Source organism: Amycolatopsis sp. A133, assembly GCF_031082405.1.
Classification (GTDB): Bacteria; Actinomycetota; Actinomycetes; order Mycobacteriales; family Pseudonocardiaceae; genus Amycolatopsis.
Map to the genome: position 1 here is coordinate 19,993 of NZ_JAVHJU010000069.1, position 25,551 is coordinate 45,543.

The following is a 25,551-nucleotide window of genomic DNA, read 5'->3' on the forward strand; positions in this document are numbered from 1 at the left end:
GAGGCCTGCATGTCCGGATCGACCGTCCTGCGGGGTGGCACGGTGCTGACCATCGACGACGCCCGCCGGGTCCTGCCCGGCACGGACGTCCTGGTCACCGGCGACCGGATCGCCGCGATCGGGACCGCCCTGGCCGTCCCCGCGGGCACGGAGGAGATCGACGCGACCGGCGGGATCGTGCTGCCGGGGATGATCGACACCCACCGCCACCTGTGGCAGACCGCCATGCGCGGCTACGGCGCCGACTGGACACTGACCCAGTACTTCGTCTGGTACTACCTCGAGTGGGGCAAGGTGTTCCGCCCCGAGGACATCCACGCCGGCAACCTGCTCGGCGCACTGGAAGCCCTCGAAGCCGGCGTCACCACGACGGTCGACTGGTCGCACGGCCTGCAGACCACCCAGCACGCCGACGCCGCCGTGGACGCGCTGCAGGCGGTGCCCGGCCGGTTCGTGCTCGCCTACGGCAACATCCAGGACTCGCCGGCGACCTGGACCGGCACCCGCGAGTTCCGCGACTTCGTCTCCCGCCGCATCACCGGCGACGACCTGCTCGGCTTCCAGCTCGCCTTCGACGTCACCGGCGACCCGGCGTTCCCCGAGAAGCCCGCGTTCGAGGTGGCCCGCGAGCTCGGCGTACCGGTGACCACGCACGCCGGCGTGTGGGGGGCGACCGGCGACGACAGCATCCGGCTGATGCACGACCACGGCTTCATGACCCCGGAGACGATCTACGTCCACGGCGCGTCGCTGTCGGCCGACTCCTACCACCGCATCGCCGCCACCGGCGGGTCGGTGTCGGTCTCCACCGAGAGCGAGCAGAGCGCCGGCCAGGGCTATCCGCCCACCTGGGCGCTGCGCAAGTACGGCATCCCGGTGTCCCTGTCCATGGACACCTCGGTGTGGTGGAGCGGCGACCTGTTCTCGGCCATGCGCGCCACCCTGGGCGCCGACCGGTCCCGGGAGCACCTGGAGGCGCACGCCGGCGGCGAAACGGTGACGCACGCGGCGCTGCGGGCGGAACAGGTCGTCGAATGGGCCACCCGCGGCGGCGCCGCGGCCTTGGGCCGCTCGGACCTCGGCAGCCTCGAGGTCGGCAAGAAAGCCGACGTCGTGCTGCTGAAGAACGACGACTCCCCGGTGTCGTTCCCGCTGCTCAACCCCTACGGCCACGTGGCGTTCCAGGCCCAGCGCGGCGACGTCCACACCGTGCTGGTCAACGGCCGGGTGGTCAAGCGCGACGGCAAGCTGGTCGGCGTCGACCTGCCCGCGGTCCGGCGGCGCGTCGAGGAGACGGTGGAGCACCTGCGCGCGCAGCTGGGGGAGGAGGCGTGGCGGCAGGGGATGAACCCGGACGTGCCGGAGACCAAGATCCTCGACAACCCGTACACCTACACCGACTACCAGAGCGAGAGCACCCACGGCGGCTGAACTACGGTGGAGCCGTGGTCCAGGTCTTCGTCCAACCCGCCTACGGCACCGCCGACGCCCGCCGGTACGGAGCGGAATCCCTGGAACGGGCCGTCGCGTTCCGCGAGTTCGCCGACCTCCTCGACCCCGTGGACCTCGCCCGCCTGAACGCCCTGCACCCCGGCGGGCGGGCCCGGTTCTGGGGCGCCAAGGACAAGTACGACCGCCGGATGGACACCGTGACCACCGGCGACGTCGTCCTCTTCACCGGCCGCAAGCACGTCCAGGCCACGGCGGAGGTGGGACACGGGTTCCGCAACCCCGGGTTCGCCCGCCGCCTGTGGCACCCGGACCCGGGAAAGTGCCTGTTCAGCAACGTCTACAGCCTGCGCCGCTACCGGCGCGTCGAGCTGCCCTACGAGGAGATCTGGGCGCTGCCCGGCTTCAACCCCGGCGACAACTTCATGGGCCTGCGCTTCCTCGACGAGGCGAAGTCGGCCGCGGTGCTGGGCCTGCTCGCCGCCGTTTCCGCGCACTGAGCGAGCCGGGCCCGCAAAATGCGGACCCGGCTCGCTCAGCTTCGGCTCGGATCGGGAACGTCAGCCCCGGTCGTAGTCGAAGTCGTCGTCCGCGTCGTGGTCGACGACCCAGTGGTCGTCGTCCGTGGCGTCGGCCACCGCGGTGACCGAGTGCGCCGCCGCACCGCCGATCCCGGCCGCGGTGTACCACGAGTGGTAACCGGCGTAGTCCGGCACGGCCACCGCGTGCGCACCCTCCGACGATGCGCCGTACGGGCCGGCCGTCAGCTTCTCCGCCTCGTAGACGGCGTGGTGCTCACCCGCGTGGCTGATGACGTGCGCCGAGGACGCGCCGTCCACGCCGGCCGACTGCGACTCGGCGTAGTAGCCCGCGCCGCCGTCGTCGTCATCGTCGTCGTCCGCGTCGTAGACCGGGTGGACCACGTAGCCGTCCGGCTCGTCCACCGGGTCGGGGTGGCTCACGACGTGGTGGTGGACCATGTCGGGACCGTCGTTGTCGTAGTCGGCGGTGACGTAGTGGTGCCCGTCGTCGTCGCCGTCGTAGTCGTCGCAGTCGCCTTCGTCCTCGTCGTACCAGCCGTCGTGGACGGTGTGGTGCCAGCCGTGGTTCCAGCCGTCGTCGCCGGACTCGCCGGTGTGCGTCACGTACGCGCCGCCGATCCCGGCCACGGCGGTGTCCTGCTCGGACCAGTGGTGTCCCCACCAGGTCGAACCTTCGTCGGTGTCGGTCGTGCCCGCGCCACCGATGCCGGCCCAGCTGCTGGAGCTCTCCGCGCTCCAGGAGTCGTGCGGCCAGTCGAGCGGATGTGCGGTCGCCGGGGCGACCGTGACGAGGGAAAGCGGCAGCGCGAAAGCGCCGGCGACCGCCAGTCGTCGCAATGTGGACATGATTGTTCGGGGTTCCCTTCCTGAGTACGACGCCGGGTTTGATCGGGGCCCGGCCGCCGGGGCAGAAGTTCTGTCCGGTAGGTGTGACGCTACCGCTGCTATAGGGCTTTGACCTGCGCAAAGACCCGATCGGTGTGCGGGAACCGCCGAGTGGAGGACAGATCCGGAATGGGGTCGGAAGAGCCTACTTCGCCTTCATGCCCGTGGTCGGAATGAATGGCGTGAAATCACTCGCTCAGGTAGTTCTCCGTTTAACGGAAAAAACCTCGATCCGCCCGGCGGCCGCCTCGGGCGCCGTCCGCCGGTCGTCCGGTGCCGCCATCGGCCGGTCGGCTGACCGGGACCCGGCAGGTGGCGCACCCGGCCCGGGCCGGGCGGGGCCGCCGCGGCGCGCGCCGATGGGAGAATCCGGGCGGCCGGCCCCCGTCCGACCACGGTAACACCAGCGGCGCGCCGATTGTTCCCACGGTATTCACAGTTGTGGAGTAATCTCCGTTTTTTCCGTTACCTGGAACACCCGAAAGCCCGGCAATCGACTCGTTCGGCCCAAGCCGTCGCGCGGGCAATTGCGTAGGTTCACGGCATGTCGCCGATGAGATCCATTATGGCCGTTGTTCTGCTGGCCGCGTTCGTGGTGGTGCCGCCCGGCCCGGCGGTGGCCGCCGACGTCGTCACCCCCGGTCCCGTGTGCGACCACCAGCCGGTGGCCGACGTCACGGCTCCGGCCGGCGCCGTCACCGTCGACGCCGCGGTGCCCGGCGACCTCTACCGCAAGTCGCAGGAGTCGCCACCGGGCACGACGTTCTGGCTGCCCCCGGGCACGCACAAACTGGCGGCCGACCCGTTCGGGCAGGTCATCCCCAAGGACGGCAACGTCTACCTGGGCGCGCCCGGCGCCGTGCTCGACGGGCAGGGCATCAACCAGGCGGCCTTCACGCAGCAGGCGAAGGACGTCGTCATCCGCGGCTTGACGATCCAGAACTTCGTCGCCTTGCAGGACCAGGGCGTGGTGAACCACGATTCCGGCGAGCACTGGATCATCGAAAACACCACCGTGCAGAACAACAAAGGCGCGGGAATCATGGCCGGCGCCCGCCAGGAGGTGCGGCACAGCTGCCTGCGCAACAACGGGCAGTACGGCATGAACGCCTACCGGTCGGACAACACGATCACCGCGCTGATCGTCGAAGGCAACGAAATCTCGGGCAACAACACCGACGACTGGGAAACGCGCAGCCCCGGCTGCGGCTGCAGCGGCGGGATCAAGTTCTGGGTGGTCGACAAGGCCGACGTCCGCGGGAACTGGATCCACCACAACCACGGCGCCGGGCTCTGGGCCGACACCGACAACAACGACTTCCTCATCGAGCACAACCTCATCGAGGACAACGACGCCGAGGCGCTGTTCTACGAGATCAGCTACAACCTCGTGTTCCGCGACAACGTGCTCCGCCGCAACAGCCTGGTCGCGGGCAAGCGCCGCGCCGACCGCGGCGACAACTTCCCGGTGGCGAGCGTGTACCTGTCCGAGTCGGGCGGCGAGCCGCGGGTGCCGGCCCGGACCCACCTGATCGACATCTACGACAACGTCTTCGAGGACAACTGGTCCGGCATCACCGCGTGGGAGAACGCCGACCGGTTCTGCAACAGCCCGGCCAACACCTCGATCAACACCTGCACCCAGCTCGTCGCCGACCGGACGCGGTGCTCGGCGCCCGCCATCGCGTCCCCGCCGCTGTACGACGACTGCCGCTGGAAGACCCAGCTGGTCGAGGTGCACGACAACACGTTCCGCTTCGACCCGGCGAGCGTCGGCTGCACGAACGGGAACTGCGGCAAGATGGCGCTGCTGTCCAACTACGGGACGTACCCGTCTTGGTCGCCGTACAAGGGCACGCTCGTCCAGGACGCCATCACCCACGACCAGGGCAACTACTGGTTCAGCAACTCCTACTACGGGCCGTGGACGTTCGTCGCGGGGGACACGTCCCGGATCCTGACGGCCGAGCAGTGGCAGTCGAGGCCCTGGTACCAGGACAACTGCGCGTCCTTCGACGACGTGATGCCCCACTGCTGAGTGGCCGGCGTTCAGCAGGACGAGGGCGGTCCCGTCGGCCTTGGGCCAGTGCACGGGCAGGAGGAGGTACTGGCCACCGGACTGCAGGATCAGCTTCAGCCCGGTGTAGCGGTAGCGGTAGGCGGTGTCGGGAGTTGCGGCACACGGTTTCGCGGACGCCCGGCCCGGGCCGCGAGCAGGCGCGAGGAACAGGTCACCGAGGGAGAGCCCGGCGCCGGGCACGGCGTAGGAGGAGGCGAACGTTTCGGGTCGCACGACACCGACGGCCGCCACGGCGAGCCCGCCCACGACGGCGGCCGGGGTGACGGCGCGGCAGCCCGGTAGTCGCCCCGGCCCGGGCCCGGTTACAAGATTTCACCGAACGGCAGCTGCCCGTACGGGCAGCCGGGCGTACCCGAAGGTTTGCCGCTGCGCGGCTGGCCGGTGCGGCCGCGCGCGATCATCGTGGGAAGACCGCCAGTGCGAGGAGGTCCGCCGGTGATCCACGAGGTCGATGAGGCGCTGCGGCGGCTGGTGAAGGACGAGGCGCTGCGGGGCAGCGAGGTCGACGTCGCCTTCGATGCGCCCACCAAGGACTGGGCGGCCCGGCGCAACGCTCCGACGGTCAACATTTACCTCTATGACGTGCGCGAGGACATGCGACGCCGTTCGCGCGGGCTGCTCAACGAGTACGACCAGCGGGGCGAGGTCGCCGCGCGGCACCTGCCGCCCAAGCACGTCAAGCTCTCCTACCTGGTCACCGCGTGGACGCAGCGCCCGGAGGACGAGCACCGCGTGCTGTCGGACCTGCTGCTCGGCCTGCTGCGGCACGAGGCCGTGCCCGCCGAGGTGCTCACCGGGTCGCTGGCCGAGATGGGCCTTCCGGTGCCGATGACCGTCGCGCTGCCGCCGCCGGAAGACCGGGCCTTCGCCGACGTGTGGACCGCGCTGGGCGGCGAACTCAAGCCCTCGCTGGACGTCGTCGTCTCCGCGCCGATCCACAGTGGACGCGTGTACCCGGCCGGGCCGCCCGCCAAGGAAGGCCTCAAGATCGACACCGGTGACGGCGAGCTCGTCGGGCACCACGTGTCCGGGACCGGGGCGGTCGAGGGGCAGCGCCGGGTCGCCATGGCGCGCACCCACCGGAAGCCCCGGTGAGCCTGGAGTACCTGTTCGAGCGGCTGGCCCGCCTCGAACAGCGGATCCGCGACGCCGTCGACAGCCGTCGCGCGGCCGACCCGAACCCCGACGACCCCTTCCGCGGCCTCTACCTGTCGAACGAGGCGATCGACGCGCTGCTGGAAGGGCACCGCGAGCCGTTCACCCCGTTCACCGGCTCCGTCCCGGACGGCAGGCTGCGCCCGCTCGCCGACCGCGCGGGCCTCACCGGCGTCGACGTCGAACTGCTGCTGGTCGCGCTCGCGCCCGACCTGGACAGCCGGTTCGAGCAGTTCTACGGCTACCTCAACGACGACGTGACCCGCCGCCGCGCGAGCGCCGGGCTGGCGCTGCGCCTGTGCGGGATCCCCGAGGCCTCGGCCGCCGGCCGCGCCCGGCTCGACGCCGACGCCCCGCTGGTCGCCTGCGGGCTGCTCGCCGTCGGCGAGGACGAACGGCCGTTCCTCTCGCGCACGCTGCGCGTCCCCGACCGGGTGGTGAACCACCTGCTCGGCGACGACCGGCTCGCGCCCGAGCTCGCCGGCTGCGCGCACCTGGGCACCGAGCTCGTCGAAGTACCGGGCCGGGACCGGCTCGCCCGCGCCATCCGCGGCCGGGTCGGGCTGGTCTACCTGAAGGAACAGCCCGGCGGCGGCGCCGAGGACCTCGGCGTCGGCGCGCTGGCCGCGGCCGGCTTCCCGGCGCTGGTGGTGGACGCGGCGCGCTGGCAGGCCGAGCCCGGCCACGCCGAGCTCACCGCGTCGCTGCGGCGGGAGGCGTTGCTGCGCGGCGCCGGGATCGTGCTGGGACCGGTGGAGGACCCGCGGCTGGAGGAGCTGGCGCACCCGGCGATCCCGCTGGTCGTGCACGGCACCGGGGCCTGGGACCCGCGCTGGAACGCGACCCCGCCGCTGCAGCTCGACGCGGTGCCGCTCTCCGCCGCGAGCCGCGCGGACCTCTGGCGCAGCAGCCTCGACGGCCGGCTCGCCCCGGACGTCGACCCGGGGGAGGCGACCGCCCACTTCGTGCTGGGGCCGGGGCAGATCGCCCGCGCGGCGAAGGCCGCGTCGGTGACTGCGCTCGCCGACGACGGGCTGGTCCGCACGTCCCACGTGCGCGCGGGCGCGCGGAGCCAGAACGCGGCCGGCCTGCAGCGGCTCGCGCGGCGGATCGAACCGGCCGTCGGCTGGCCCGACCTGGTGCTGCCGGCCGGCGTGCTGTCCCTTTTGGACGAACTGGCGGCGCGGGCGCGCTACCGCGACCAGGTGCTCGACGAGTGGCGGATGCGCCCGGGCGGCGGGCGCGGGCGCGGCGTGACCGGGCTCTTCGCGGGGGACTCGGGGACCGGCAAGACGATGTCGGCCGAGGTCATCGCCGCGTCGCTCGGGCTGGACCTCTACACCGTGAACCTGGCGACCGTCGTCGACAAGTACGTCGGCGAGACCGAGAAGAACCTCGAACGGATCTTCACCGAGGCGTCCGGGGTCAACGGTGTCCTGCTCTTCGACGAGGCGGACGCGATCTTCGGCAAGCGGTCCGAGGTCCGTGACGCGCACGACCGGTACGCCAACATCGAAAGCGCGTACCTGCTGCAGCGGATGGAGACGTTCGACGGGATCGCGGTGCTGGCGACCAACCTGCGGGCGAACCTCGACGAGGCCTTCACCCGGCGGCTCGACGTCATCGTGGACTTCCCGCTGCCGGACGTCGACCTCCGCCGCCGGCTGTGGGACCGCTGCCTCGGCGCGCGGATGCCGCGGGGCGCGGACCTGGACCTCGGGTTCCTCGCCGAGGCCTTCGAGCTGGCGGGCGGGCACATCCGCTCGGCCGCGGTCACCGGCGCGTACCTGGCCGCCGAGGCGGGCCGTCCGGTGACGATGAGCGACCTGGTCGGCGCGGTCGCCCGGGAGTACCGCAAGCTGGGCCGGCTCTGCCTCGACCGCGAGTTCGGGCCCTACCTGGCCATGGTGACGGACGGCTGAGCTGCCCCTACGGGCAGGTTTCGCTGCCCTTCCGGCCGCGCACCGCAGTCTGGCGCGCGACGCGGCGGCGGGGCAAGCTGGACGGGCGGCGGAGGGAGCGGACATGCGCGGGCACAGCCACGACAACGACCTCGAACCGGCCCTGCGGCCACGCGGCGACCGGATCGAGCGCGACGAGGGCGACCTGCTGGGCCGCGCGGCGGCGGCCGGCCGCACCGACGTCCTGGGCCCGGCCGGCCTGCTGGGCCTGCAGCGGGCGGTGGGCAACGCGGGCACCAGCAGCCTGGTCGAGGAGGAGCGGTCCCCGGTCCACGACGTGGTCGGGTCGGGCGGGGGAGCACCACTGGACACCTCGACGCGCGCGGACATGGAGTCCCGCTTCGGCGCCGACTTCTCCGACGTCCGGGTGCACACGGACGGGGCGGCGCACGACTCGGCGAAGTCGGTGAACGCGCAGGCCTACACGGTGGGCTCGAACATCGTCTTCCAGCGCGACAAGTTCGACCCGGCCTCCGACGGCGGCAAGCACATGCTGGCGCACGAGCTGACCCACGTGGTCCAGCAGCGCAGCGGCCCGGTGGACGGCACGGACACCGGCGGCGGGGTGAAGGTGTCCGATCCTTCGGACCGCTTCGAGCGCGAAGCCGTGGCGAACGCGGACCGGCTGATGTCGGCGCCCGCTCCGGCCGCCGGCGTCCAGCGCTGCGAGGACGGCGGCCACGCGGCCCCGTCCGAGGACCCGGCGGCGGTCCAGCGCGAGGAAGCTCCCGAGGCCGAAGAAGGCGAAGAGGAAAAGATGGCGCAGACGTACGTGCAGCGGGAGGAAGAGGCCGAAGAAGAGGTCTAGCCTGCGCAGGCCTTACTCGTTTCTCAAGTCGAGCAGGGAATACGTGCCCTCGAACCGGCCGGACCGCAGCCGGTCCACTTCCTCCGCGCACGAAAACCCGCGCATTTCGAGTCCCCAGTCCATGACCGTGCGCGTCGCGGCGAGCTGCTGGTGCAGATCGGTACCCAATTGCCGGTAGCGCGGCAGCGAATTCGTCCGGTCGACGGCGCGCCCGAGCGCGGAAATGGTGATGCACGATACCGGACCCTGTTCCCGGGAATCCGAAAACGACACGGTCACCAAACCTTCCGGACCGGCGTAGTCCAGGGAACCGAGAGTCGGCCAATGCACGAGCTTGCGCAGCGTCGAATCCTCGTCGGTGACCGGTTCGGGCTCGGGTTCTTCGGTATCGGTGTCGTTGAGGTAGAGCAGCGAATCCTCGGCCAGCCGGATTTCGTGTTCGTGCAGGAGGCGGTGGCACCGGTGCACCCCGCTTTCGCGGGGGAGGCCGCGCGGGAAGACGAACGCGATCTGGTACGGCTCGCTCATCCCGGCTTCACCTCCTGCCGGTGCGCACGACGACGCCCCGGTCCTGCAGCCACTTGACCAGGGCCGGGTCGACCGGCGGTGCCGTGAAGTGGTAAACCACCGTCTTGGGCGGCAGCTTGTTTCCCGCGGGGTCGAAGCGCATCTTGGTATTGTAGTCCAGCGTTCTCGTGAACTGCGTCAGCTCCTTGCCGCCGGCCAGCTTCTTGGCGCTGGTGTAGTTGCCGTCTTTGACCTGGATGATTTCCGTGCTCGTCTCGACGTCGATCTCCGTGTACGCGCCCGGCCCCGACCGGCGGGGGATGATTTGGCCGACCGAGACGAGCGGGTCGCCGCGCTTGATCGCCTCGAGCGCTATTCGCGCCTCCATGACCAGGGAATCGTATTTGTCGGCGCTCGCCGCCGGGAGCGCGGCCAGCAATTGCGGCCCACCCGGGAGCTTGGCCAGCACGGCCGTGTCGAACGGGGGCGGCCCCTTCGTGGCGTGCACGTGGGCGGTGTACACCTTGGTCGGCGGGCTCGCTTCCGCGACCACGTCGTAGGCATGCGGGTTGTCCGGCGCCGGCGTGGCGCGGAGGCTCTTGAGCCCGCGGGGCCGCAGTTCGCCGAGAACGGCCGAGATGTGCGAGCGGAGGGTTTCCTCCTTGTCGACCTCGCGGCCCAGCCTGGTCGTGAGCTTGTCGGCCGCTTCCCGCTTGACCGCGCGGCTGGTGTCGGTGTCGCCTTCGTGGCGCGGGTCCTTCTTCTTGCCGCCCTTGAGCTTCGACCAGACCTTCTTGCCCGCCTTGACGACCGTCCCCACCACGGAGTCGATCACCTTCCCGACCGGCGCCTGGACCTTCTCCAGGATCGACTTGATCTTCTCCGAAATCCCCCCGAGCCCCAGCAGGCTCGCCAGGAAGCCCAGCACCATCGGCAACGCCTTCGCCAGCGTCCGCTCGATCAGCCCGGCCACCGCGCCGGCCCCGCCGCGGGCGATCGACTCCACCGAGTCCAGCACCGAGTCGACGAACTCCTTGATCTGCGCCGCCTTGTCCACGAAGAACAGCACGATGTCGTAGATCGCCTTGCAGGCCTTGATGAACGCCGCCGCCGGGTTGAGCATCGAGATGATCCAGGTGATGCCCGCCTTGACGATCTTCTCGATCACGAAGTCCTTGACCTGGCCGAGCACCAGCTCCTTCAGGTCGCCCAGCTTCCCGGCCACCCAGCGCCACAGCCCCGGCACGCCCTCGGTGACGAGGATCTTGACCACGTCGAGCGTCTGCTCCAGCTTGGCCAGCACGGGTTCGGGGATGAACCGGAGGATCCGCGCGCGGACGCTCGCCCAGGTCAGGCCCAGGAGCGAGAGCACCATCCTGAGGATGCCCTTCGCGTCCAGCGACTCCGGGATCTCGATGCCGGCGCTCGCCAGGTTGCCCAGCAGCCACCCCTTCAGGCCGTCCTTGAGGTGCTGGACGATGTTGGCGCCGAAGTTCAGCACCCCGGTTTTCACGGCGTTGACCAGGTTGCCGAGGAATTCGATCGGCTTCGCGATGATCAGCCCGACCGCGTTCGCCGCTCGCGACAGCACGCCGAGCAGCATGTCCTTCAGCTTCAGGATCGTCTCGACCGCGCCGCCGACGGCCTCCTTCGCCTTGCTCCACAGGCCCTTGTTCTCCGCCTGCAGCGCCTTGATCTCCTCGTCGACGGCGGTGCGGGCTTCGCTGTACTTCCGGGCCAGGTCCTCGACCAGCGACTCCTGCTTCTCGTCGACGGACTTCTCGAGGTCGTCGAACTGGCCGCCGAACTCCTTCGCCGCCTCGCCCGCGATCTTGCGCAGCGCCGGTGACTGGGACGCCACCTTCTGCTGCACCCGCGCGCGGCCGTCGGTGATCAGCTGCTTCGCCTCACCCAGCTGCTGGCCGACGAAGTCGGCGATTTCGCCGATGACACCCTGCATCTTCGACTCGTAGACCTTCTTGGCCTCGAGGAAGAGGTTGTTCGCTTCGGCAGGCAGGTCGGCGAACAGGTCGTACGCCCAGCGCGCCGCGCCGGTGATCCCGTCGTAGCGCTCGGCCTTGTAGCGCTTCATCCGGGCCTGGTGGTCGGCGGTGAACGCGGCCTTGGCCTGCGCCTCTCCGGCTTCGAACTTTTTCGCGACCTGGTCGTCGAGCGCGCCCAGCACTCCCTCGACCTTCGTCTTGGTCTCGTCGAAGATCGCCTTGATCTCGCCGGTGATCCGGGCCCGGTCCTGTTCGTCCTTCGACTTCGTGCCCGACTTCGCCGCCTGGCCCCGCTGGGTCGACGAAGACCGCGCTCCCGTCATACCCGCCATCGCGGCCCGGCCGGACGCCTGTGCCGCGCCGGTCACGGCGGCCAGCTGCCCCGCCTCGGACTCGCGGACCGCGGCCGGCGCCGAAGCCGTGTGCTGCTCGCCTTCCCGTTTCGCGGCGAGCGCGCCGGTGAACTCCGGCTCGTTGGACTCCGCCAGCTGCTGGTCGGTGACGCCGGCCGCGGCCATCGCCCCGTGGGTTTCGCACTGGCCGGCGCGCAGATCGGTCTGCTCGGGCGGCGCCTTGTCGGGGGTCGCCTTGCGCGGGTCCGGCGGGGCCAGTGCGGGTGGGGCCGGGGCGGGCGGCAGCGGGGTGACCGGCTTCTCCACGGCCCGGCTCGGGTCCGGTGGCTCCTTCGTCCGGTCGGTGACGTCCTTGGCCGAAGCGTCCTTGCCGTCGGTGACCTTGCCCAGCACCTCGGACTTGACCTGGTCCGCCCGGCCCGACGTGGCGAACTTGTCGGCCTCGTCGAGGTTCTTCGGTGCTTGCTTGGCGATCGCGGCGTTCACCGCGGCGATGAAGGCCGCCTTGTCGAAGCCGGCCGGCTTCGCCGCCGCCATCTTGTCCGCCTGGGCGGCCTTGGCCTGCGCGTCCTTGTCGTCGGCCGGCGCGACCGCGGCGTCTTGCGCCTTCTTGACCTCCGCACTGGCCGGCGGGTGCGCCTTCGCCGACTTGGCCCGGGCGCCGACGTCCTTCTTCAGCGACCGGAACTCCGGGTCGGCCGCCGGTGTCACCCCGGGCGGCGCGACCGGCGGTGCGGGGCAGCCTTGCCGCTGCAGCGCGATCAGCTCCGACACCGCCGCATTGCCGGCCGAGGCCTGCAGGCGCAACAGGGCGGGCGGGGCCGTCCGGCGCGCAGGGCGAGCCGGACGCGCGGGCTGCGCGGACGGCTCCCGTGGCGCCTTGTCCCGCCCCGTTGGCATGGGTTCAACTGTCGGCGGCGCCGGGCCGGTTGCCAACGGCCGGACGGGCGGGCACGGGTGCCCGAACGGGCAGTTGCCCCGAAGGGCAGAGATCGGTTCCCGCGGGCCTAGCCGCACGGTCGTTCCGTGGAGATCGCGTTGGCAGCAGCATCGCCGATGACAAGACTTGTGCGTCGACAAGGGAGGCCCGCATGCCCACCTATCTCACGCCGGGGGTGTACGTCGAGGAGATCGAGGCGGGCGCACGGCCGATCGAGGGCGTGGGCACCGCTGTCGCCGCCTTCGTCGGCTTCGCGGCGGACGGTCCCTTCAACACCCCGACGCTGGTGTCGAACTGGGGCCAGTTCACCCAGACCTTCGGCGACTTCCTCGAAGGCTGCTACCTCGCCCAGTCGGTTTACGGCTACTTCCTCAACGGCGGCACCAACTGCTACATCGTCCGCATCGGCGGGTCGCGCTCCCAGGAAAACGGGTCCGCGCCGAAGCAGATCACCGCCCGCCAAGCGGTGCTCGGCGGCTACCGCTTCGTCGCGAAGGAGCTGCCGGAGGGCAAGCAGGGCGGGGAGATCACCGTCGAGGTGGCCGAGCCGACCGGCGACAACCCCGCCGACGACCGGTTCACCGTGCTCGTCAAGCAGGACGGCAAGGTCGTCGAGACGCACAACGTGACGACCAAGCGCACCAAGGAGAACGTCGTCACCGCGGTGCGGGAGAAGTCCAGCTACATCACCATCGAAGAGGTCGCCACCGGCGGCGCGGTCACCAAGCCGGACAAGGGCACCGCGGTGCTCTCGGCGCCGCCGAAGGACGCGGAGACACCGCCGGTCCCGCGGCGGGTCGCGGCCGACGATTACGTCGGCGACGTCGCCGACCGCACCGGTTTCGGCGGCCTGGAGGCGATCGACGAGATCACCATGGTCGCCGCGCCGGACCTGATGGCCGCCTACCAGCGCGACCTGGTCGACCTCGACACGGTCAAGGCCGTGCAGCTCGCCATGATCGCGCACTGCGAGCTGATGGGCGACCGGATGGCGATCATCGACCCGCCGCCCGCGCTGAACCCCCAGGAAGTCCGCAGCTGGCGGATGGACGCGGCCGGCTACGACTCGAAGTACGCGGCGCTGTACTACCCCTGGGTGCAGGTGCTCGACCCCGCCTCGGGAACGAACGCGTTCATCCCGCCGAGCGGCCACATGGCCGGCGTGTGGGCCCGCACCGACGCCACCCGCGGCGTCCACAAGGCACCGGCCAACGAGGTCGTCCGCGGCGCGCTCGCCCTCGAAACCCACCTGACCAAGGCGGAGCAGGAGCTGCTCAACCCGATCGGCGTCAACTGCGTGCGGTCGTTCTCCGGCAAGGGCATCCGGGTCTGGGGCGCGCGGACGCTTTCGAGCGACCCGGCGTGGCGCTACCTGAACGTCCGGCGGCTGTTCAACTACCTCGAGGAGTCCATCCTCGGCGGCACGCAGTGGGTCGTGTTCGAGCCGAACGACGACGCGCTGTGGGCCCGGATCCGGCGCACGATCAGCGCGTTCCTGGTCATGGAGTGGCGCAAGGGCGCGCTGTTCGGGCTCACCCCGGACGAGGCTTTTTTCGTCAAGTGCGATCGCGAGACCAACCCGGCCGAGGGCATCGACCTCGGCCAGGTGATCTGCGAAGTCGGCATCGCCCCGGTGAAACCGGCGGAGTTCGTGATCTTCCGGCTGGCCCAGATGTCCGGCGGCACCAGCCTCGTCAACGAGTAGTGAAGGGACTCCACCATGGCACTTCCCGATCTCGACAAGGCGGTAGGCCACTCCTTCGGGCTCGAGATCGACGGCGTCCAGATCAAGCAGATCTCCGAGGTCTCCGGCCTCAAGATGGAGCAGGACGTCATCGAGCTCAAGCAGAACACCGCGGACGGCAAGTACGTCATCAAGAAGCTGCCCGGCCGGCCCAAAGCGGGCGAGGTCACGCTGACCCGCGGTCTGACCGAGGACAACAGCTTCGAGAAGTGGGTCAAGGACGCCCACTTCGGCAAGATGACGACGGCCCGCAAGGGCGGCGCCATCATCGTCTACGACTACGAGGGCACGGCGCTCAAGCGCTACAAGCTGACCAACGCCTGGCCGAAGAGCCTGGAGATCGGTTCGCTCAAGGCCGGCGACACGAGCGTGCTCACCGAGAAGCTCGTCATCACCTACGAGCAGATGGAAGTCGAGTGAGCCGATGCGCAGGGTGATGGCGTCGGCGCCGGTCGAGGAAGCCCCCGCGGAGGAGCCTCGGACCGAGCGGCCGAAGCTGCGGACGGAGTTCGCGTTCGAGCTCCCGCGCGGGTACGTCGACGACGAAGGGAAGGTGCACCACTCCGGCGTGATGCGCCTGGCCACCGCGCGCGACGAGCTGATCCCGCTGCGGGACGACCGGGTGCGCGAGAACCCGGCGTTCCTCACGGTGGTGCTGCTGGCCCGGGTGGTCACCCGGATCGGCGACATCACCGACGTCCACGCCGGGGTCATCGAGAACCTGTTCGCCTCGGACCTGGCGTTCCTGCAGGACATGTACCGCCGGGTCAACAGCGAGGGCCACACCCGGGCGGGCGTCGCCTGCCCCGAGTGCGGCCACAGCTTCGTCGTCGACGTCGCCGGCGGCCGCCTGGGGGAATCGTGACGTACGCGGCCGACCGGCTGCACGAGGAAGTCGCGTACGTCGCCTACCACCTGCACTGGTCCCTCGACGACATCCTCGACCTCGAACACCCCGACCGGTTGACCTACGTCGCCGAGATCGCCCGGATCAACACCCGGATGAGCCAGGGACGGTGACGCTGGAATGTGGTGGAGCAGGAAGGAGGCGAGCCCGCCCGTCGTCCCCCCGGAACCCGCGCCCGCACTGCCGGTGACCCGCGCGGAATGGCGGAGCGTGCCGCCGATCCAGCGCGTCGTCGCCGAGCACCCGCTGGTCAACCCGGTGCAGCGGTTCAGTTCCACGCTGACGTCCTGGCAGAGCCCCGGCTACCTCGAGCCGCTCGGCCACCGCATCGGCCCCGGCGAACCCGCCGGCGTCATCGGCGACCTCGCCCGGCCCCGGCCGGCCGAGACGCCGCCGCCCGCCATGCCGCTGGTGCAGCGGGAGATCGGGAAGCGGACCGGGCTGTCCGGGCTGTCCCGGCTGTGGGGCGCCTCGGTGCAGCGTTCGGAAGTCCCCGCCGTGGAAAGCGTGCGGTCCGAGGAAGCGGGGATGCCGTCGCTGGTGTTGCCGGTCGTCACGGCTCGCGAGGCCGGGCCGCCGTTGACGGTCGCGGATGTCGCGGCCGGGCCGCCGGTGCGGACCGTCCAGGCGATCGCGGAACCGTCCCCTGTGGACGTTCCGGCCGTCTCATCGGATCCCGTGGTCCCGCTGCCCGCTCCGGAACCGATGAAGCCACCGCCGGTCGAGCCGGCGCGGCCGGCGCTGCCGGTCGTTCAGCGAACCGAGCGGCGCTTCGGGCTCGGTGCGCCGATCCTTTCGCCGGAAGCACCGCTGTCGGGCGCTTCGGAGACGGTGCAACGCCTTGCCGACGGTTTGCCGCCTGCCGGGCCGGTAACGCGGACGGCCGAAACGCCGCCGGTCAACACCTTTCGCCCGGTCGGCACCCCGGAATCGGGGTCCGGGACCACCGAGCCGCCCGGGACACCGGGCGGCTCGACGAGCTTTTCCCCGTCCTTGCCCGCCGAGGCCGAGGTGGCGGCGGTGCCGATGCCGGGCGGGGAAGGTGCGTCGCTTGCGGTGGCCCGGGCGGTCGAGGATGCGCCGGCGCCGGTCGAGCGGGCGGTCGGCGGTCCGCCGCTCCCGGTCGCGGGTTCGGGCTCGCGTGCTTCGGGGGAGAGCTCGCCGCTTTCGGTGGCACGGGCGGTCGAGACCCTGGCGCTGCCGGTGACGGGCACGGTGGAGGCCTCTCGGCTTCCGGTGACGGAGGCTTCGGCGCTGCCGGTGGCGGGCACAGTGGAGGCTTCCCGGCTTCCGGTGGCGGAGGCTTCGGCGCTGCCGGTGGCGGGCACAGTGGAGGTCTCCCGGCTTCCGGTGGCGGAGGCTTCGGCGCTGCCGGTGGCGGGCACGGTGGAGGCCTCTCGGCTCCCCGCCGTGGGGGCGGCCGAGACCCCGGCGCTTCGGGTGACCTCGGCGGCGCAGCAGCCATCGCTTCCGGTCCTGCGGGCGGCCGAATCCCCGGCGCCCCGGTCGGCACAGGAGCCACTGCTTCCGGTGGCACGGGCGGTCGAGGCTCCGGCGGCGCAGCAGCCTCTGCTTCCGTCGGTACCGGCGGCCGAGACCTCGGGTCTTGCCACGGCGCCGGCGGAGCCGTCGCTTCCCGCGGTACAGGCAGTCGAGACTCTGGGGCTTCCAGCGGCAGGGGCGGTCGAGACCGCGGGACTTCCAGCGGCACCGGCGGTCGAGACCGCGGGACTCCCCGTGGCACCGGCGGTCGAGGTCGCGGGACTCCCCGTGGCCCGGGCGGTGCAGGAGCCACCGCTTCCCGTCTCACGGGCGGTCGAGGCTCCGGCGGCGCAGCAGCCGCTGCTTCCGTCGGTACCGGCGGCCGAGACCCCGGGGCTCGCCACGGCGCCGGCGGAGCCGTCGCTTCCCGCCGTACAGGCGGTCGAGACTCTGGGACTCCCAGCGGCGCCGGCGGTCGAGACTACCGAGCTCCCCGTGGCACGGGCGGTGCAAGATCCGCTGCTCCCCGTGGCACGGGCAGTGCAGGAGCCACCGCTTCCGGTGGCACGGGCGGTCGAGACCTCGGCGGTGCAGAAGCCACTGCCTCCCGTCTCACGGTCGGTCGAGGCCTCGCTCGCGCAGCAGCAGCTATCGCTTCCCTCGGCACGGGCGGTCGAGACCCTGGGACTCCCGGCGGCGCGGGAACCATCGCTCCCCGTGTCTCGGGCAGCCGAGACCGCGGGAACTTCCGCGACCCAAGCGGCCGAAACCCCGGCACACTCGACGGGCGGGCCGGCGCTGCCCGTGCTGCGGGCGGCCGAGACACCGGCTCACTCGACGCTTCCGGTATTGCGCGCGGCCGAGACCCCGGCGTTCCCGGCGACACAGCCGACCCTGCCGACACTGAGGACAGCCGACACTTCGGCACTCCCGGCGCAAAAGCCCGCACTTCCGGTACTGCAGACGGTCGCGATCCCGGCGCACGAGCCACTCCTCCCCGTCTCACGAGCAGCCGAAGCCCCGGTGACACCGGCGCACGAGGTGATGCGCCCGATCGAGACCCGAGCGGTCGAAGGCTCGACGGCAGCGGCACAGGGCGCACCCCTCCCGGTGGCACGAATGCTCGAAACCCCCGTGGCGCGATTCCTCGAAGGCTCGGCAGCACCGGTCTCGCGCACCGCCGAAACCCTCCCGGTGGCGCGCGGCGTCGAAACCCCCGCCGAACCCGTCGCCGTCGCCAGGACCGCCGACCACGACCCACCGTCCACCACCGACCTCACCCCGAGCCTCCCCGCGATCGTCCAGCGGGAACCATCGTCCGATCCGCCGGCCGCCGCCGCTGTGCCGGCGGAAACCGAGGAGCTCGTCAAGAAGCTGTTCGATCCGCTGCTGCGGCGGCTCAAGACCGAACTCCGTCTCGACCGTGAGCGCCGGGGCGCGCTCACCGACCGCCCGCACTGAAGGAGATGCCGATGCCGGACACCGAAGAGGCCGTTGCCGTGTGCTACGTCGTCAAGCTGGACGACAAGAACCTCGGCAACCTCGGCGCGTTCTCCAGCTGCGACGGGCTGGGCTGCGAGTTCGTCATGGAACAGCGGGAAGAAGGCGGCAACAACGGCATGGTCTGGCAGCTGCCGACCCGGATCAAGTACTCGAACATCAAGCTCTCCCGCCCGGTCACCGCGGCCAGCGCGCAAATCACCAAGTGGTTCGCCAGCCTGGCGAGCGGGGTCGAACGCAAGACCGCCACGATCGAAGCCCGCACCCTCGAAGGCACCGTGATCGCCAGCTGGGCCCTGGAAGGCGTCGTCCCGGTGCGCTGGAGCGGGCCGCAGCTCTCGCCCGACTCGCCCAAGGTCGCCACCGAGACCCTCGAACTGGCCCACCACGGCTTCCTCGGCTCGGCGAAGAAGGGCTGACCATGTCCTCACCCGTCACCTTCACCTCGGCCGGCTCCCAGCCGCCGTCCGCGTACGGCTCCGGCGAACCGGCGCCGAACAACCTGCAGCGCGCGGTGCTGAAAGTCCACAAGCCGCCGAAGTCGGGCGGGACCGGGCAGCCGCCCGGTGACTGGATGTTCGACATCAAGTTCCAGTTCAACCCCAAAGAACTTTCGCTGAGCAAGAACGCCAAATGGGGCCGCGACGCCCAGCCCAACGCCAAGAAGAGCGCGCCTCCGCAGTTCAAGGGCTCCGACCCGGCCAAGCTCGCGCTGGAGATGTTCCTCGACGCCACCGGCAAGATGGACGACGCCGTCGTCAAGCTGGTCGAGCAGCTGTTCAGCTGCTGCGTGGCGACCGAGGACAGCCGCCAGCAGAAGAAGCCCTCACCGCCGTGGGTGATCTTCAAGTGGGGCGGGATGACCGGCTTCCCCGCCTACGTCTCCAGCGTCACGGCGAAGTACACGCTCTTCACGCCGTCGGGGACGCCGGTGCGCGCGATCTGCACGGTGAACCTGGAGGAGATCTCGGGTGAGCTGGGCGGCCAGAACCCGACGTCCGGCGCGCTCGCGGCCCGGGACACGCACGTACTGGTGGCCGGGGATTCGCTGCCGTCGGTGGCGTTCCGCGCCTACGGCGACGCCGGGAAGTGGCGCGAGATCGCCGACGCCAACGGCATCGACGACCCGATGCGGCTGCGGCCCGGCACCCGGCTCCTGGTGCCCGCGCTGGAGGAGCTCGATGGCTAACGAAACCTTCACGAACACCCTCGTGGTCGAGGTCGATGGGACCGCGCTGCCCGACGACGTCCGGGTGATGCTCGGCTACGCCTACGTCGACGACAGCCGGAACCTGCCGGACACCTTCGTGCTGCGCTTCCGCGACCCCGGGGCCATCGTGCTGGAGAAGGGCAAGTTCAAGGTCGGGGCGAAGATCAAGCTGAAGGTCCAGACGTCCGACCCGGAACGCCCGCAGGACCTGGTCTCGGGCGAGGTCACCGCGGTCGCGGTCGACCTCGACCCGCACGGCACGTTCACCGAGGTCCGCGGGTACGACCACGCGCACCGGCTGTTCCGCGGCCGCCGCGTCGCGGCCTACCCGAACATGACGATCGCCGACGTGGTGCGCAAGGTCGCCCAGCGGGCGAACATCCCGGCCGGGAAGATCGACGACGTCAAGGGTTTCGGCGGCCGCCCGAACACCCAGCTCAGCCAGGACAACGTCAGTGACTGGGAATTCCTGTCGCGGCTGGCCGACGTGGTGGGCGCGCAGATCGCCGTCCGCGACGGCAAGCTGAACTTCGAACTGCCGGAGAAGCCCTCCGGCGCGCCCTCGACCACCACGAAGGCGACCGCGGACCCGCTCGTCCTCGAGGCCCACGGGACGCTGGTCAGCCTGCGCGCCAGCGTCACCGCGGCGGAGCAGGTCCCGCAGGTGCGGGTCAACGGCTGGGACTACGAAAACAAGCAGGCGATCACCGCCACCGCGATCCCGAAGAACGCCGGCACGGACGTGCCGGGGGTGGATCCGGTGACCCTGGCCGGGAAGTTCGCGAGCCCGCCCTTCCTCGACGCCGCCTCGCCGCGACGCGCCCAGAGCGAAGCGGACGCGACCGCGAAGGCGCTGGCCGACCGGATCGGCAGCGCGTGCACCGAACTCGACGGCGTCGCGAAGGGCAACCCCAAGCTGCGGGCGGGCACCGCTGTCACGCTGACCGGCGTCGGACAGCCCTTCACGGGCAAGTACACGCTGACCAGCACGCGGCACCTGTTCAACGCCGACGTCGGCTACACCACCGAGTTCACCGTGTCCGGGCGCCAGGAACGCTCGCTCTACGGCTTGGTGGCCGGCGGGGCGAAGGGCTCGTCGTGGCCGGGAGTCGTCCCCGCGGTGGTGACGGACCTCAAAGACCCGGCGAAGCTCGGCCGCGTCAAACTCACGTTCCCGTGGCTGGACAGGGAGTTCACGAGCACCTGGGCGCGCACGGTCCAGCCGGGCGCGGGCAAGGACCGCGGCGCGCTGGTGCTGCCCGAAGTCGGGGACGAGGTCCTGGTGGGCTTCGAACACGGCGACTTCGAAGCGCCCTACGTGCTCGGCGGCCTCTACAACAGCAAGGACACCGCGCCGTCGAAGTTCACCAAGCCCGTCGTCGACGGCAACAGCGGGGAGGTGGCGCTGCGCGGGTTCGTCTCGCGGAAGGGCCACAAGCTGGAGTTCGCCGAGGACGACGGGATCATCCTGTCCTCCGGGGACGCGAAGTTCGTGGTCAAGATCGACCAGAAGAACCAGGTCATCGAGGTGACCAGCGGCAAGAGCGTCACGGTCAAGGCCCAGAACGGCGTGAGCATCGACGCCGGCACCGGACCGCTGGAGCTCAAGGGCCAGAAGGTGTCCGTGAAGTCCCAGACCGACGCGAGCGTCGAGGCGACCGGCCAGCTGAAGCTCAACGGGACCGCGGGCGTGAAGGTCGAGGGCGCCACCGTTTCGGTCGCGGGCCAGGGCCAGACGGAGCTGACCGCCAGCGGTGTCGTCACCGTGCGCGGCAGCGTGGTCAAGATCAACTGACGGGGGAGTGCGCATGCCACCAGCCGCGAGGGTCGGCGACCCGACCGGGCACCCGGGCGTCATCGCCGGGCCGGGGGTGCCGACCGTGCTGATCGGCGGGCTGCCCGCCGCGAACGTCGGCACGCTGCACACGTGCTCGTTCCCGCCGCCCGCGGTGCACCCGCCGACGCCGATCGCGCCGCCGGGCTGCCCGACGGTGCTGATCGGCGGCATGCCGGCGGCCCGGATGGGCGACATGGCCACCTGCGGCGCGCCGATCGTCATGGGCTGCCCGACCGTCCTGATCGGAGGCTGACGTGACCGTGCCACGGAAAGACGTGCCGGCGAGGGACTTCCTCGGCCGGGGACTGGCGTTCCCGCTGCACACCGACGCGACCGGCTCGATCGCGCTGGTCGGCGGCGAGCGCGAGGTCGTCGAGAGCATCCGGCTGATCCTGGCGACCTCGCCGGGCGAACGCCCGATGCGCCCCGAGTTCGGCTGCGCGGTGCACGACCTCGTGTTCGCGCCCGCCGACGCCGCGACCGCCGGGCAGATCGCCTACGAGGTCCGGACCGCGCTGGAGCGCTGGGAGCCGCGGATCACCCTCGACGACGTCGTCGTCAGCTTCGACGAGGCCGACCGGGGGACGCTGCTGATCGACATCCGCTACCACCTGCGCGGCACCAACGACCCCCGCAACCTCGTCTTCCCGTTCTACGTCATCCCGCCCCACGGATCCGCAGAGGACGGTGCGTGATGACCCTGCCGATGCCCAACCTCGACGACCGCCGGTTCCAGGACCTGGTCGACGAAGCCAAGTACCTGGTCCAGCGCAACTGCCCGGAGTGGACCGACCACAACGTCTCCGACCCCGGTGTCACCCTGATCGAGACGTTCGCGCAGATGGTCGACCAGCTGCTCTACCGGCTCAACCGGGTGCCCGAACTGCACTACCTGCGCTTCCTCGACCTGATCGGGGTGCGCCTGTTCCCGCCCGCCGCGGCGCGGACCGACGTGACGTTCTGGCTCTCGGCCGCCCGGGACGTCCCGGTGGTCGTTCCGGCGGGCAAACAGGTCGCGAGCGTGCGCAACGAGGTCGAGGACCCGGTCGTCTTCACCGTGGAGCGGACGCTGGACATCGTGCCGTGCTCGTTCGCGCACCTGGCGACCAGCACCTCCGACGCCGGCCTGCCGCCGGTCGACCGCACGGACGAACTGCTCGTCGGCGGCGGTCCCGCGGCCTTCGCCGAAAGCCCGGCCCCCGGCGACGCGGTCTGCTTCGGGCTGTCGGACGCCGTACCCGGCTGCGCGGTGCTGCTGCGGGTGAACTGCGAGGTCGAGGGCCAGGGCGTCGACCCGCACGACCCGCCGTGGCTGTGGGAGGCATGGGACGGCACCGGCTGGGCGGCCTGCGAGGTCGACCGGGACAGCACCGGCGCGTTCAACCGGTCCGGCGACATCGTCGTGCACGTCCCGCACGGGCACACGATGTCCGTGCTCGCGCGGCAGCGAGCAGGCTGGCTGCGGTGCCGCCTGCTCGAGGCCAAGCAGAACCAGCCGTTCTACCAGCGCTCGCCGCGGCTGCACGCGGTCGCGGCCTCGACCATCGGCGGCACGGTCGGTGCCGTGCACGCCGAGATCATCCGCAACGAGATCGTCGGGACGTCGGACGGCACACCGGGCCAGCGGTTCCCGCTCGGCCGTCCCCCGGTGGTCGTCGGGGACGGCGAGCTGGTCGTCGAGGTCTCGGGCCCGGACGGCTGGCAGCAGTGGACGGAGGTCCGCTCGTTCGCCGACTCCGGCCCCGGCGACCGGCACGTCGTGCTCGACCGCGTCGGCGGCCAGGTCGTGTTCGGTCCCGCGGTGCGCCAGCCCGAGGGCGGCCTCCGGTACTACGGGGCCTTCCCGGCCAAGTCCGCCGCCATCCGCGTGCCCGAATACCGGTCCGGGGGCGGGCGGCGCGGCAACGTCGCCCGCGAAGTCCTCGAGGTGCAACGCGACCCGATCCCGTTCGTGAGCAGCGTGGTGAACCGCCGCCCGGCGATCGGCGGCGTGGACGGCGAATCGGTGCAGGACGCGGCGGTCCGCGGCCCGCTGCTGCTGCGCACCCGCGACCGCGCGATCACGGCCGAGGACTACGAGCAGCTCGCACGCGAAGCGGCACCGGAGGCGGCCCGGGTGCGGTGCATCCCCGCGCACGGCACCGACGGCCGCGAGACCGGCGCGATCCGGGTGCTCGTCGTGCCGGCGGTGCCCGGCAGCGGCGAACTCGCGTTCGCGACCCTGATGCTCGACCCCGGCATGCGCGCCCGGATCGAGCGCTACCTCGACGAACGGCGCTGCGTGGGTGCGCTCGTGTCCGTGGAACCGCCGTTCTACCAAGGTGTCACGGTGGTCGCGCGGCTGCGCGCCCGGCGCCGGACGACGGCGGGCACGCTCGGTGCGCGGGCGACCCAGGCCCTGTACGGCTACTTCAACCCGATCAGCGGCGGCCCGGACGGCGACGGCTGGCCGTTCGGGCGTCCGGTGCAGTCGGGCGAGGTGTTCGCGGTGCTGCAACGGCTCCCCGGCGTCGAGCTGGTGGAGGACGTGCGCCTGTTCGCCGCGAACCCGATCACCCGCGAGCGCGGCGACCAGGTCGACCGGCTCGACCTGCCGTCGAACGCGCTCGCGTTCTCCTTCGGGCACCAGGTCCGGGTCCGGGAGGCGGGCGCATGAGGACGGGGATCCCCGGGCTGCCGAGCCCGCACGCGATCGGCGAGCAGCTGCCCGCGGTCTACGCCGAGGACCGGTTCGTGCAGGGCTTCACCGGCGCCCTCGACGAGGTCATCGCCCCGGTGATGTCCACATTGGACAACTTCGCGGGCTACCTCGACCCCGGGGTGGCGCCCGAGGACTTCGTCGGCTGGCTGGCGCACTGGGTCGCGCTGCGCGTCGACGAGAGCTGGAGCCCCGCGCAGCTGCGTCAGCTGGTGACGCGCTCGGTCGAACTGCACCGCTGGCGCGGGACGCAGCGCGGCCTCGCCGACCACGTGCGGCTGCTGACCGGCGGCGCGGTCGAGGTGACCGACAGCGGCGGGGTCGTCGCGGCGCCGCAGCCCGGTGCGCCGCTGCCGGACCCGGGACCGGCCTGGGTGCAGGTGCTCGTGCGGGTGCCCGACCCGGCCCGGATCGACGTGCGCCGGCTGACGGCGACGGTGGTGGAAGCGGTGCCCGCCCACGTGCGGGTCACGGTGGAAGTGGTGGAGGGGTAGCGGATGGTCATCTACGCGGAGTGCGGGCACCAGGGGCCCGCCGACGTCGAGTTCTGCGGCGAATGCGGCCGCTACCTGAAGTGGGACGACGACGGCCCGGTCGCGGTGCGGTCGCAGCCGGTGGTGCAGCAGCAGGTCGTGCAGCCCGCCGAGCCGGCGGCCCCGGTCCGGCAGCCGGTGCAGCAGACCGTCGAGGAGCAGGTCCTCAACCCCGGCGACCTCATCTGCGGCCGGTGCGGCAAGGGCAACGCGCCCAGCCGGAACTTCTGCAGCCGCTGCGGCGGGTCGCTGGCCGAGTCCGAGGTCGTCGAGACGTCGTGGTGGCGCAAGCTGTTCGGCCGCAAGCCGAAGGAGCACAAAGCCGGGGCGCGGCCGGGCAAGGACGGCGTCCGCCGCCGGACCGGCCGGGCCGGGGCCGCGCGCCGGACCGCGGGCAAGATGATCCGCCGGGTGATCGCGGTGGCGCTGGTGCTCTCGGCGCTGGTCTACGCGCTGTACCAGCCGTTCCGCGGCGCGATCAACACGGCGGCCGCCGGCCTGTGGAGCCAGGTCACCGGGATCTTCGAGGCCAAGCTGAACCCGGTCCGCCCGGTCAAGGTGACCGCGACCGCGCAGGCCGGAGCGCACGCGGCGCCGCTGGTCACCGACAACGCCAAGAACACGTTCTGGGCGGCCCCGGCCGACCGGGAACAGGCGCTGGTGTTCACCTTCGACCACGCCGTGGACCTGCGGAAGGCCATCGTCTACTCCGGCGACGCGGCGAACTTCCAGGCCGAACACCGGCCGCAGAAGCTGCACCTGGTGTTCTCCACCGGCAAGACCTACGACGTGGTGCTGGCCGACACGCCGGACGCCCAGGAAGTCCCGATCGAGAACAGCGAGGGCGCGACCGGCGTCGAGCTGCACGTCGTCGGGTTGCACCGCTCGCTCAACGGCACGGACCTCGCGATCTCCGAGATCGAGCTGTTCGAAGCCGGCTGAGTCACCGACAGCTTG

Annotated in this window: 22 protein-coding genes; 19 read left to right on the top strand and 3 right to left on the bottom strand. The window is 71.4% G+C overall.

Going from position 1 to position 25,551, the window contains the following annotated elements; all coding sequences use genetic code 11:
• The first annotated feature begins 9 nt into the window (after positions 1–9).
• Positions 10–1,431, top strand: coding sequence for an amidohydrolase family protein (locus Q5425_RS41590; protein WP_308677942.1), 1,422 nt, complete (start codon positions 10–12; stop codon positions 1,429–1,431).
• 14 nt (positions 1,432–1,445) lie between these two features.
• The gene (locus Q5425_RS41595) at positions 1,446–1,949 is read left to right on the top strand and encodes a hypothetical protein (RefSeq protein ID WP_308677943.1); all 504 of its coding nucleotides are present in this window, start codon (positions 1,446–1,448) and stop codon (positions 1,947–1,949) included.
• Between the two features lie 60 nt (positions 1,950–2,009).
• Here Q5425_RS41595 and Q5425_RS41600 read toward each other — a convergent pair whose 3' ends face one another.
• Positions 2,010–2,837 (bottom strand): hypothetical protein, encoded by an 828-nt coding sequence (locus Q5425_RS41600; protein WP_308677944.1) that lies wholly within the window; start codon positions 2,835–2,837, stop codon positions 2,010–2,012.
• Between the two features lie 583 nt (positions 2,838–3,420).
• Here Q5425_RS41600 and Q5425_RS41605 point away from each other — a divergent pair.
• The 4 genes from Q5425_RS41605 (at position 3,421) to Q5425_RS41620 (ending at position 8,880) form a co-directional block, all read left to right on the top strand.
• The gene (locus tag Q5425_RS41605) at positions 3,421–4,914 is read left to right on the top strand and encodes a right-handed parallel beta-helix repeat-containing protein (protein WP_308677945.1); all 1,494 of its coding nucleotides are present in this window, start codon (positions 3,421–3,423) and stop codon (positions 4,912–4,914) included.
• A gap of 477 nt (positions 4,915–5,391) precedes the next feature.
• Positions 5,392–6,051, top strand: coding sequence for a DUF4255 domain-containing protein (locus tag Q5425_RS41610; RefSeq protein WP_308677946.1), 660 nt, complete (start codon positions 5,392–5,394; stop codon positions 6,049–6,051).
• Positions 6,048–8,033, top strand: a complete 1,986-nt coding sequence (locus tag Q5425_RS41615) for an ATP-binding protein (protein WP_308677947.1) — start codon at positions 6,048–6,050, stop codon at positions 8,031–8,033. The genes Q5425_RS41610 and Q5425_RS41615 overlap by 4 nt, the downstream gene beginning before the upstream one ends.
• 103 nt (positions 8,034–8,136) lie before the next feature.
• Positions 8,137–8,880, top strand: coding sequence for a DUF4157 domain-containing protein (locus Q5425_RS41620; RefSeq protein ID WP_308677948.1), 744 nt, complete (start codon positions 8,137–8,139; stop codon positions 8,878–8,880).
• 12 nt (positions 8,881–8,892) lie between these two features.
• Here Q5425_RS41620 and Q5425_RS41625 read toward each other — a convergent pair whose 3' ends face one another.
• On the bottom strand, positions 8,893–9,408 hold the full coding sequence (locus Q5425_RS41625; protein ID WP_308677949.1) for a hypothetical protein: 516 nt from the start codon (positions 9,406–9,408) through the stop codon (positions 8,893–8,895).
• A 7-nt stretch (positions 9,409–9,415) separates the two neighbouring features.
• On the bottom strand, positions 9,416–12,643 hold the full coding sequence (locus tag Q5425_RS41630) for a hypothetical protein (RefSeq protein ID WP_308677950.1): 3,228 nt from the start codon (positions 12,641–12,643) through the stop codon (positions 9,416–9,418).
• 191 nt (positions 12,644–12,834) lie between these two features.
• Here Q5425_RS41630 and Q5425_RS41635 point away from each other — a divergent pair, with 191 nt between their 5' ends.
• The 13 genes from Q5425_RS41635 (at position 12,835) to Q5425_RS41695 (ending at position 25,536) form a co-directional block, all read left to right on the top strand.
• Positions 12,835–14,388: a phage tail sheath family protein gene (locus Q5425_RS41635; RefSeq protein WP_308677951.1), complete on the top strand. Its 1,554-nt coding sequence runs from the start codon at positions 12,835–12,837 to the stop codon at positions 14,386–14,388.
• Between the two features lie 15 nt (positions 14,389–14,403).
• Entirely contained in the window at positions 14,404–14,847 is a 444-nt protein-coding gene (locus Q5425_RS41640) for a phage tail protein (protein ID WP_308677952.1), read from the top strand.
• A gap of 4 nt (positions 14,848–14,851) precedes the next feature.
• Positions 14,852–15,292 carry a hypothetical protein gene (locus Q5425_RS41645; RefSeq protein WP_308677953.1) on the top strand — a complete coding sequence of 147 codons (441 nt, stop codon included), beginning with the start codon at positions 14,852–14,854 and terminating at the stop codon, positions 15,290–15,292.
• Positions 15,289–15,447, top strand: coding sequence for a DUF6760 family protein (locus Q5425_RS41650; protein WP_003098516.1), 159 nt, complete (start codon positions 15,289–15,291; stop codon positions 15,445–15,447). Before Q5425_RS41645 ends, Q5425_RS41650 begins: the two co-directional genes overlap by 4 nt.
• A 415-nt stretch (positions 15,448–15,862) precedes the next feature.
• Positions 15,863–18,277, top strand: a complete 2,415-nt coding sequence (locus Q5425_RS41655) for a hypothetical protein (protein ID WP_308677954.1) — start codon at positions 15,863–15,865, stop codon at positions 18,275–18,277.
• 11 nt (positions 18,278–18,288) lie between these two features.
• On the top strand, positions 18,289–18,735 hold the full coding sequence (locus tag Q5425_RS41660) for a phage tail protein (RefSeq protein ID WP_308677955.1): 447 nt from the start codon (positions 18,289–18,291) through the stop codon (positions 18,733–18,735).
• 2 nt (positions 18,736–18,737) lie between these two features.
• The gene (locus Q5425_RS41665) at positions 18,738–19,505 is read left to right on the top strand and encodes a LysM peptidoglycan-binding domain-containing protein (protein ID WP_308677956.1); all 768 of its coding nucleotides are present in this window, start codon (positions 18,738–18,740) and stop codon (positions 19,503–19,505) included.
• A complete protein-coding gene (locus tag Q5425_RS41670) occupies positions 19,498–21,321 on the top strand; it encodes a VgrG-related protein (RefSeq protein ID WP_308677957.1) in 1,824 nt (607 codons plus the stop codon). The genes Q5425_RS41665 and Q5425_RS41670 overlap by 8 nt, the downstream gene beginning before the upstream one ends.
• 13 nt (positions 21,322–21,334) lie before the next feature.
• Positions 21,335–21,616, top strand: coding sequence for a PAAR domain-containing protein (locus Q5425_RS41675; protein ID WP_013226666.1), 282 nt, complete (start codon positions 21,335–21,337; stop codon positions 21,614–21,616).
• A 1-nt stretch (position 21,617) separates the two neighbouring features.
• On the top strand, positions 21,618–22,058 hold the full coding sequence (locus Q5425_RS41680; RefSeq protein ID WP_396135367.1) for a GPW/gp25 family protein: 441 nt from the start codon (positions 21,618–21,620) through the stop codon (positions 22,056–22,058).
• The gene (locus tag Q5425_RS41685; RefSeq protein WP_308677958.1) at positions 22,058–24,019 is read left to right on the top strand and encodes a putative baseplate assembly protein; all 1,962 of its coding nucleotides are present in this window, start codon (positions 22,058–22,060) and stop codon (positions 24,017–24,019) included. The genes Q5425_RS41680 and Q5425_RS41685 overlap by 1 nt, the downstream gene beginning before the upstream one ends.
• Positions 24,016–24,555, top strand: a complete 540-nt coding sequence (locus Q5425_RS41690; RefSeq protein ID WP_308677959.1) for a phage tail protein — start codon at positions 24,016–24,018, stop codon at positions 24,553–24,555. Before Q5425_RS41685 ends, Q5425_RS41690 begins: the two co-directional genes overlap by 4 nt.
• Positions 24,556–24,558: 3 nt before the next feature.
• A complete protein-coding gene (locus tag Q5425_RS41695; RefSeq protein ID WP_308677960.1) occupies positions 24,559–25,536 on the top strand; it encodes a zinc ribbon domain-containing protein in 978 nt (325 codons plus the stop codon).
• Positions 25,537–25,551 lie beyond the last annotated feature (15 nt).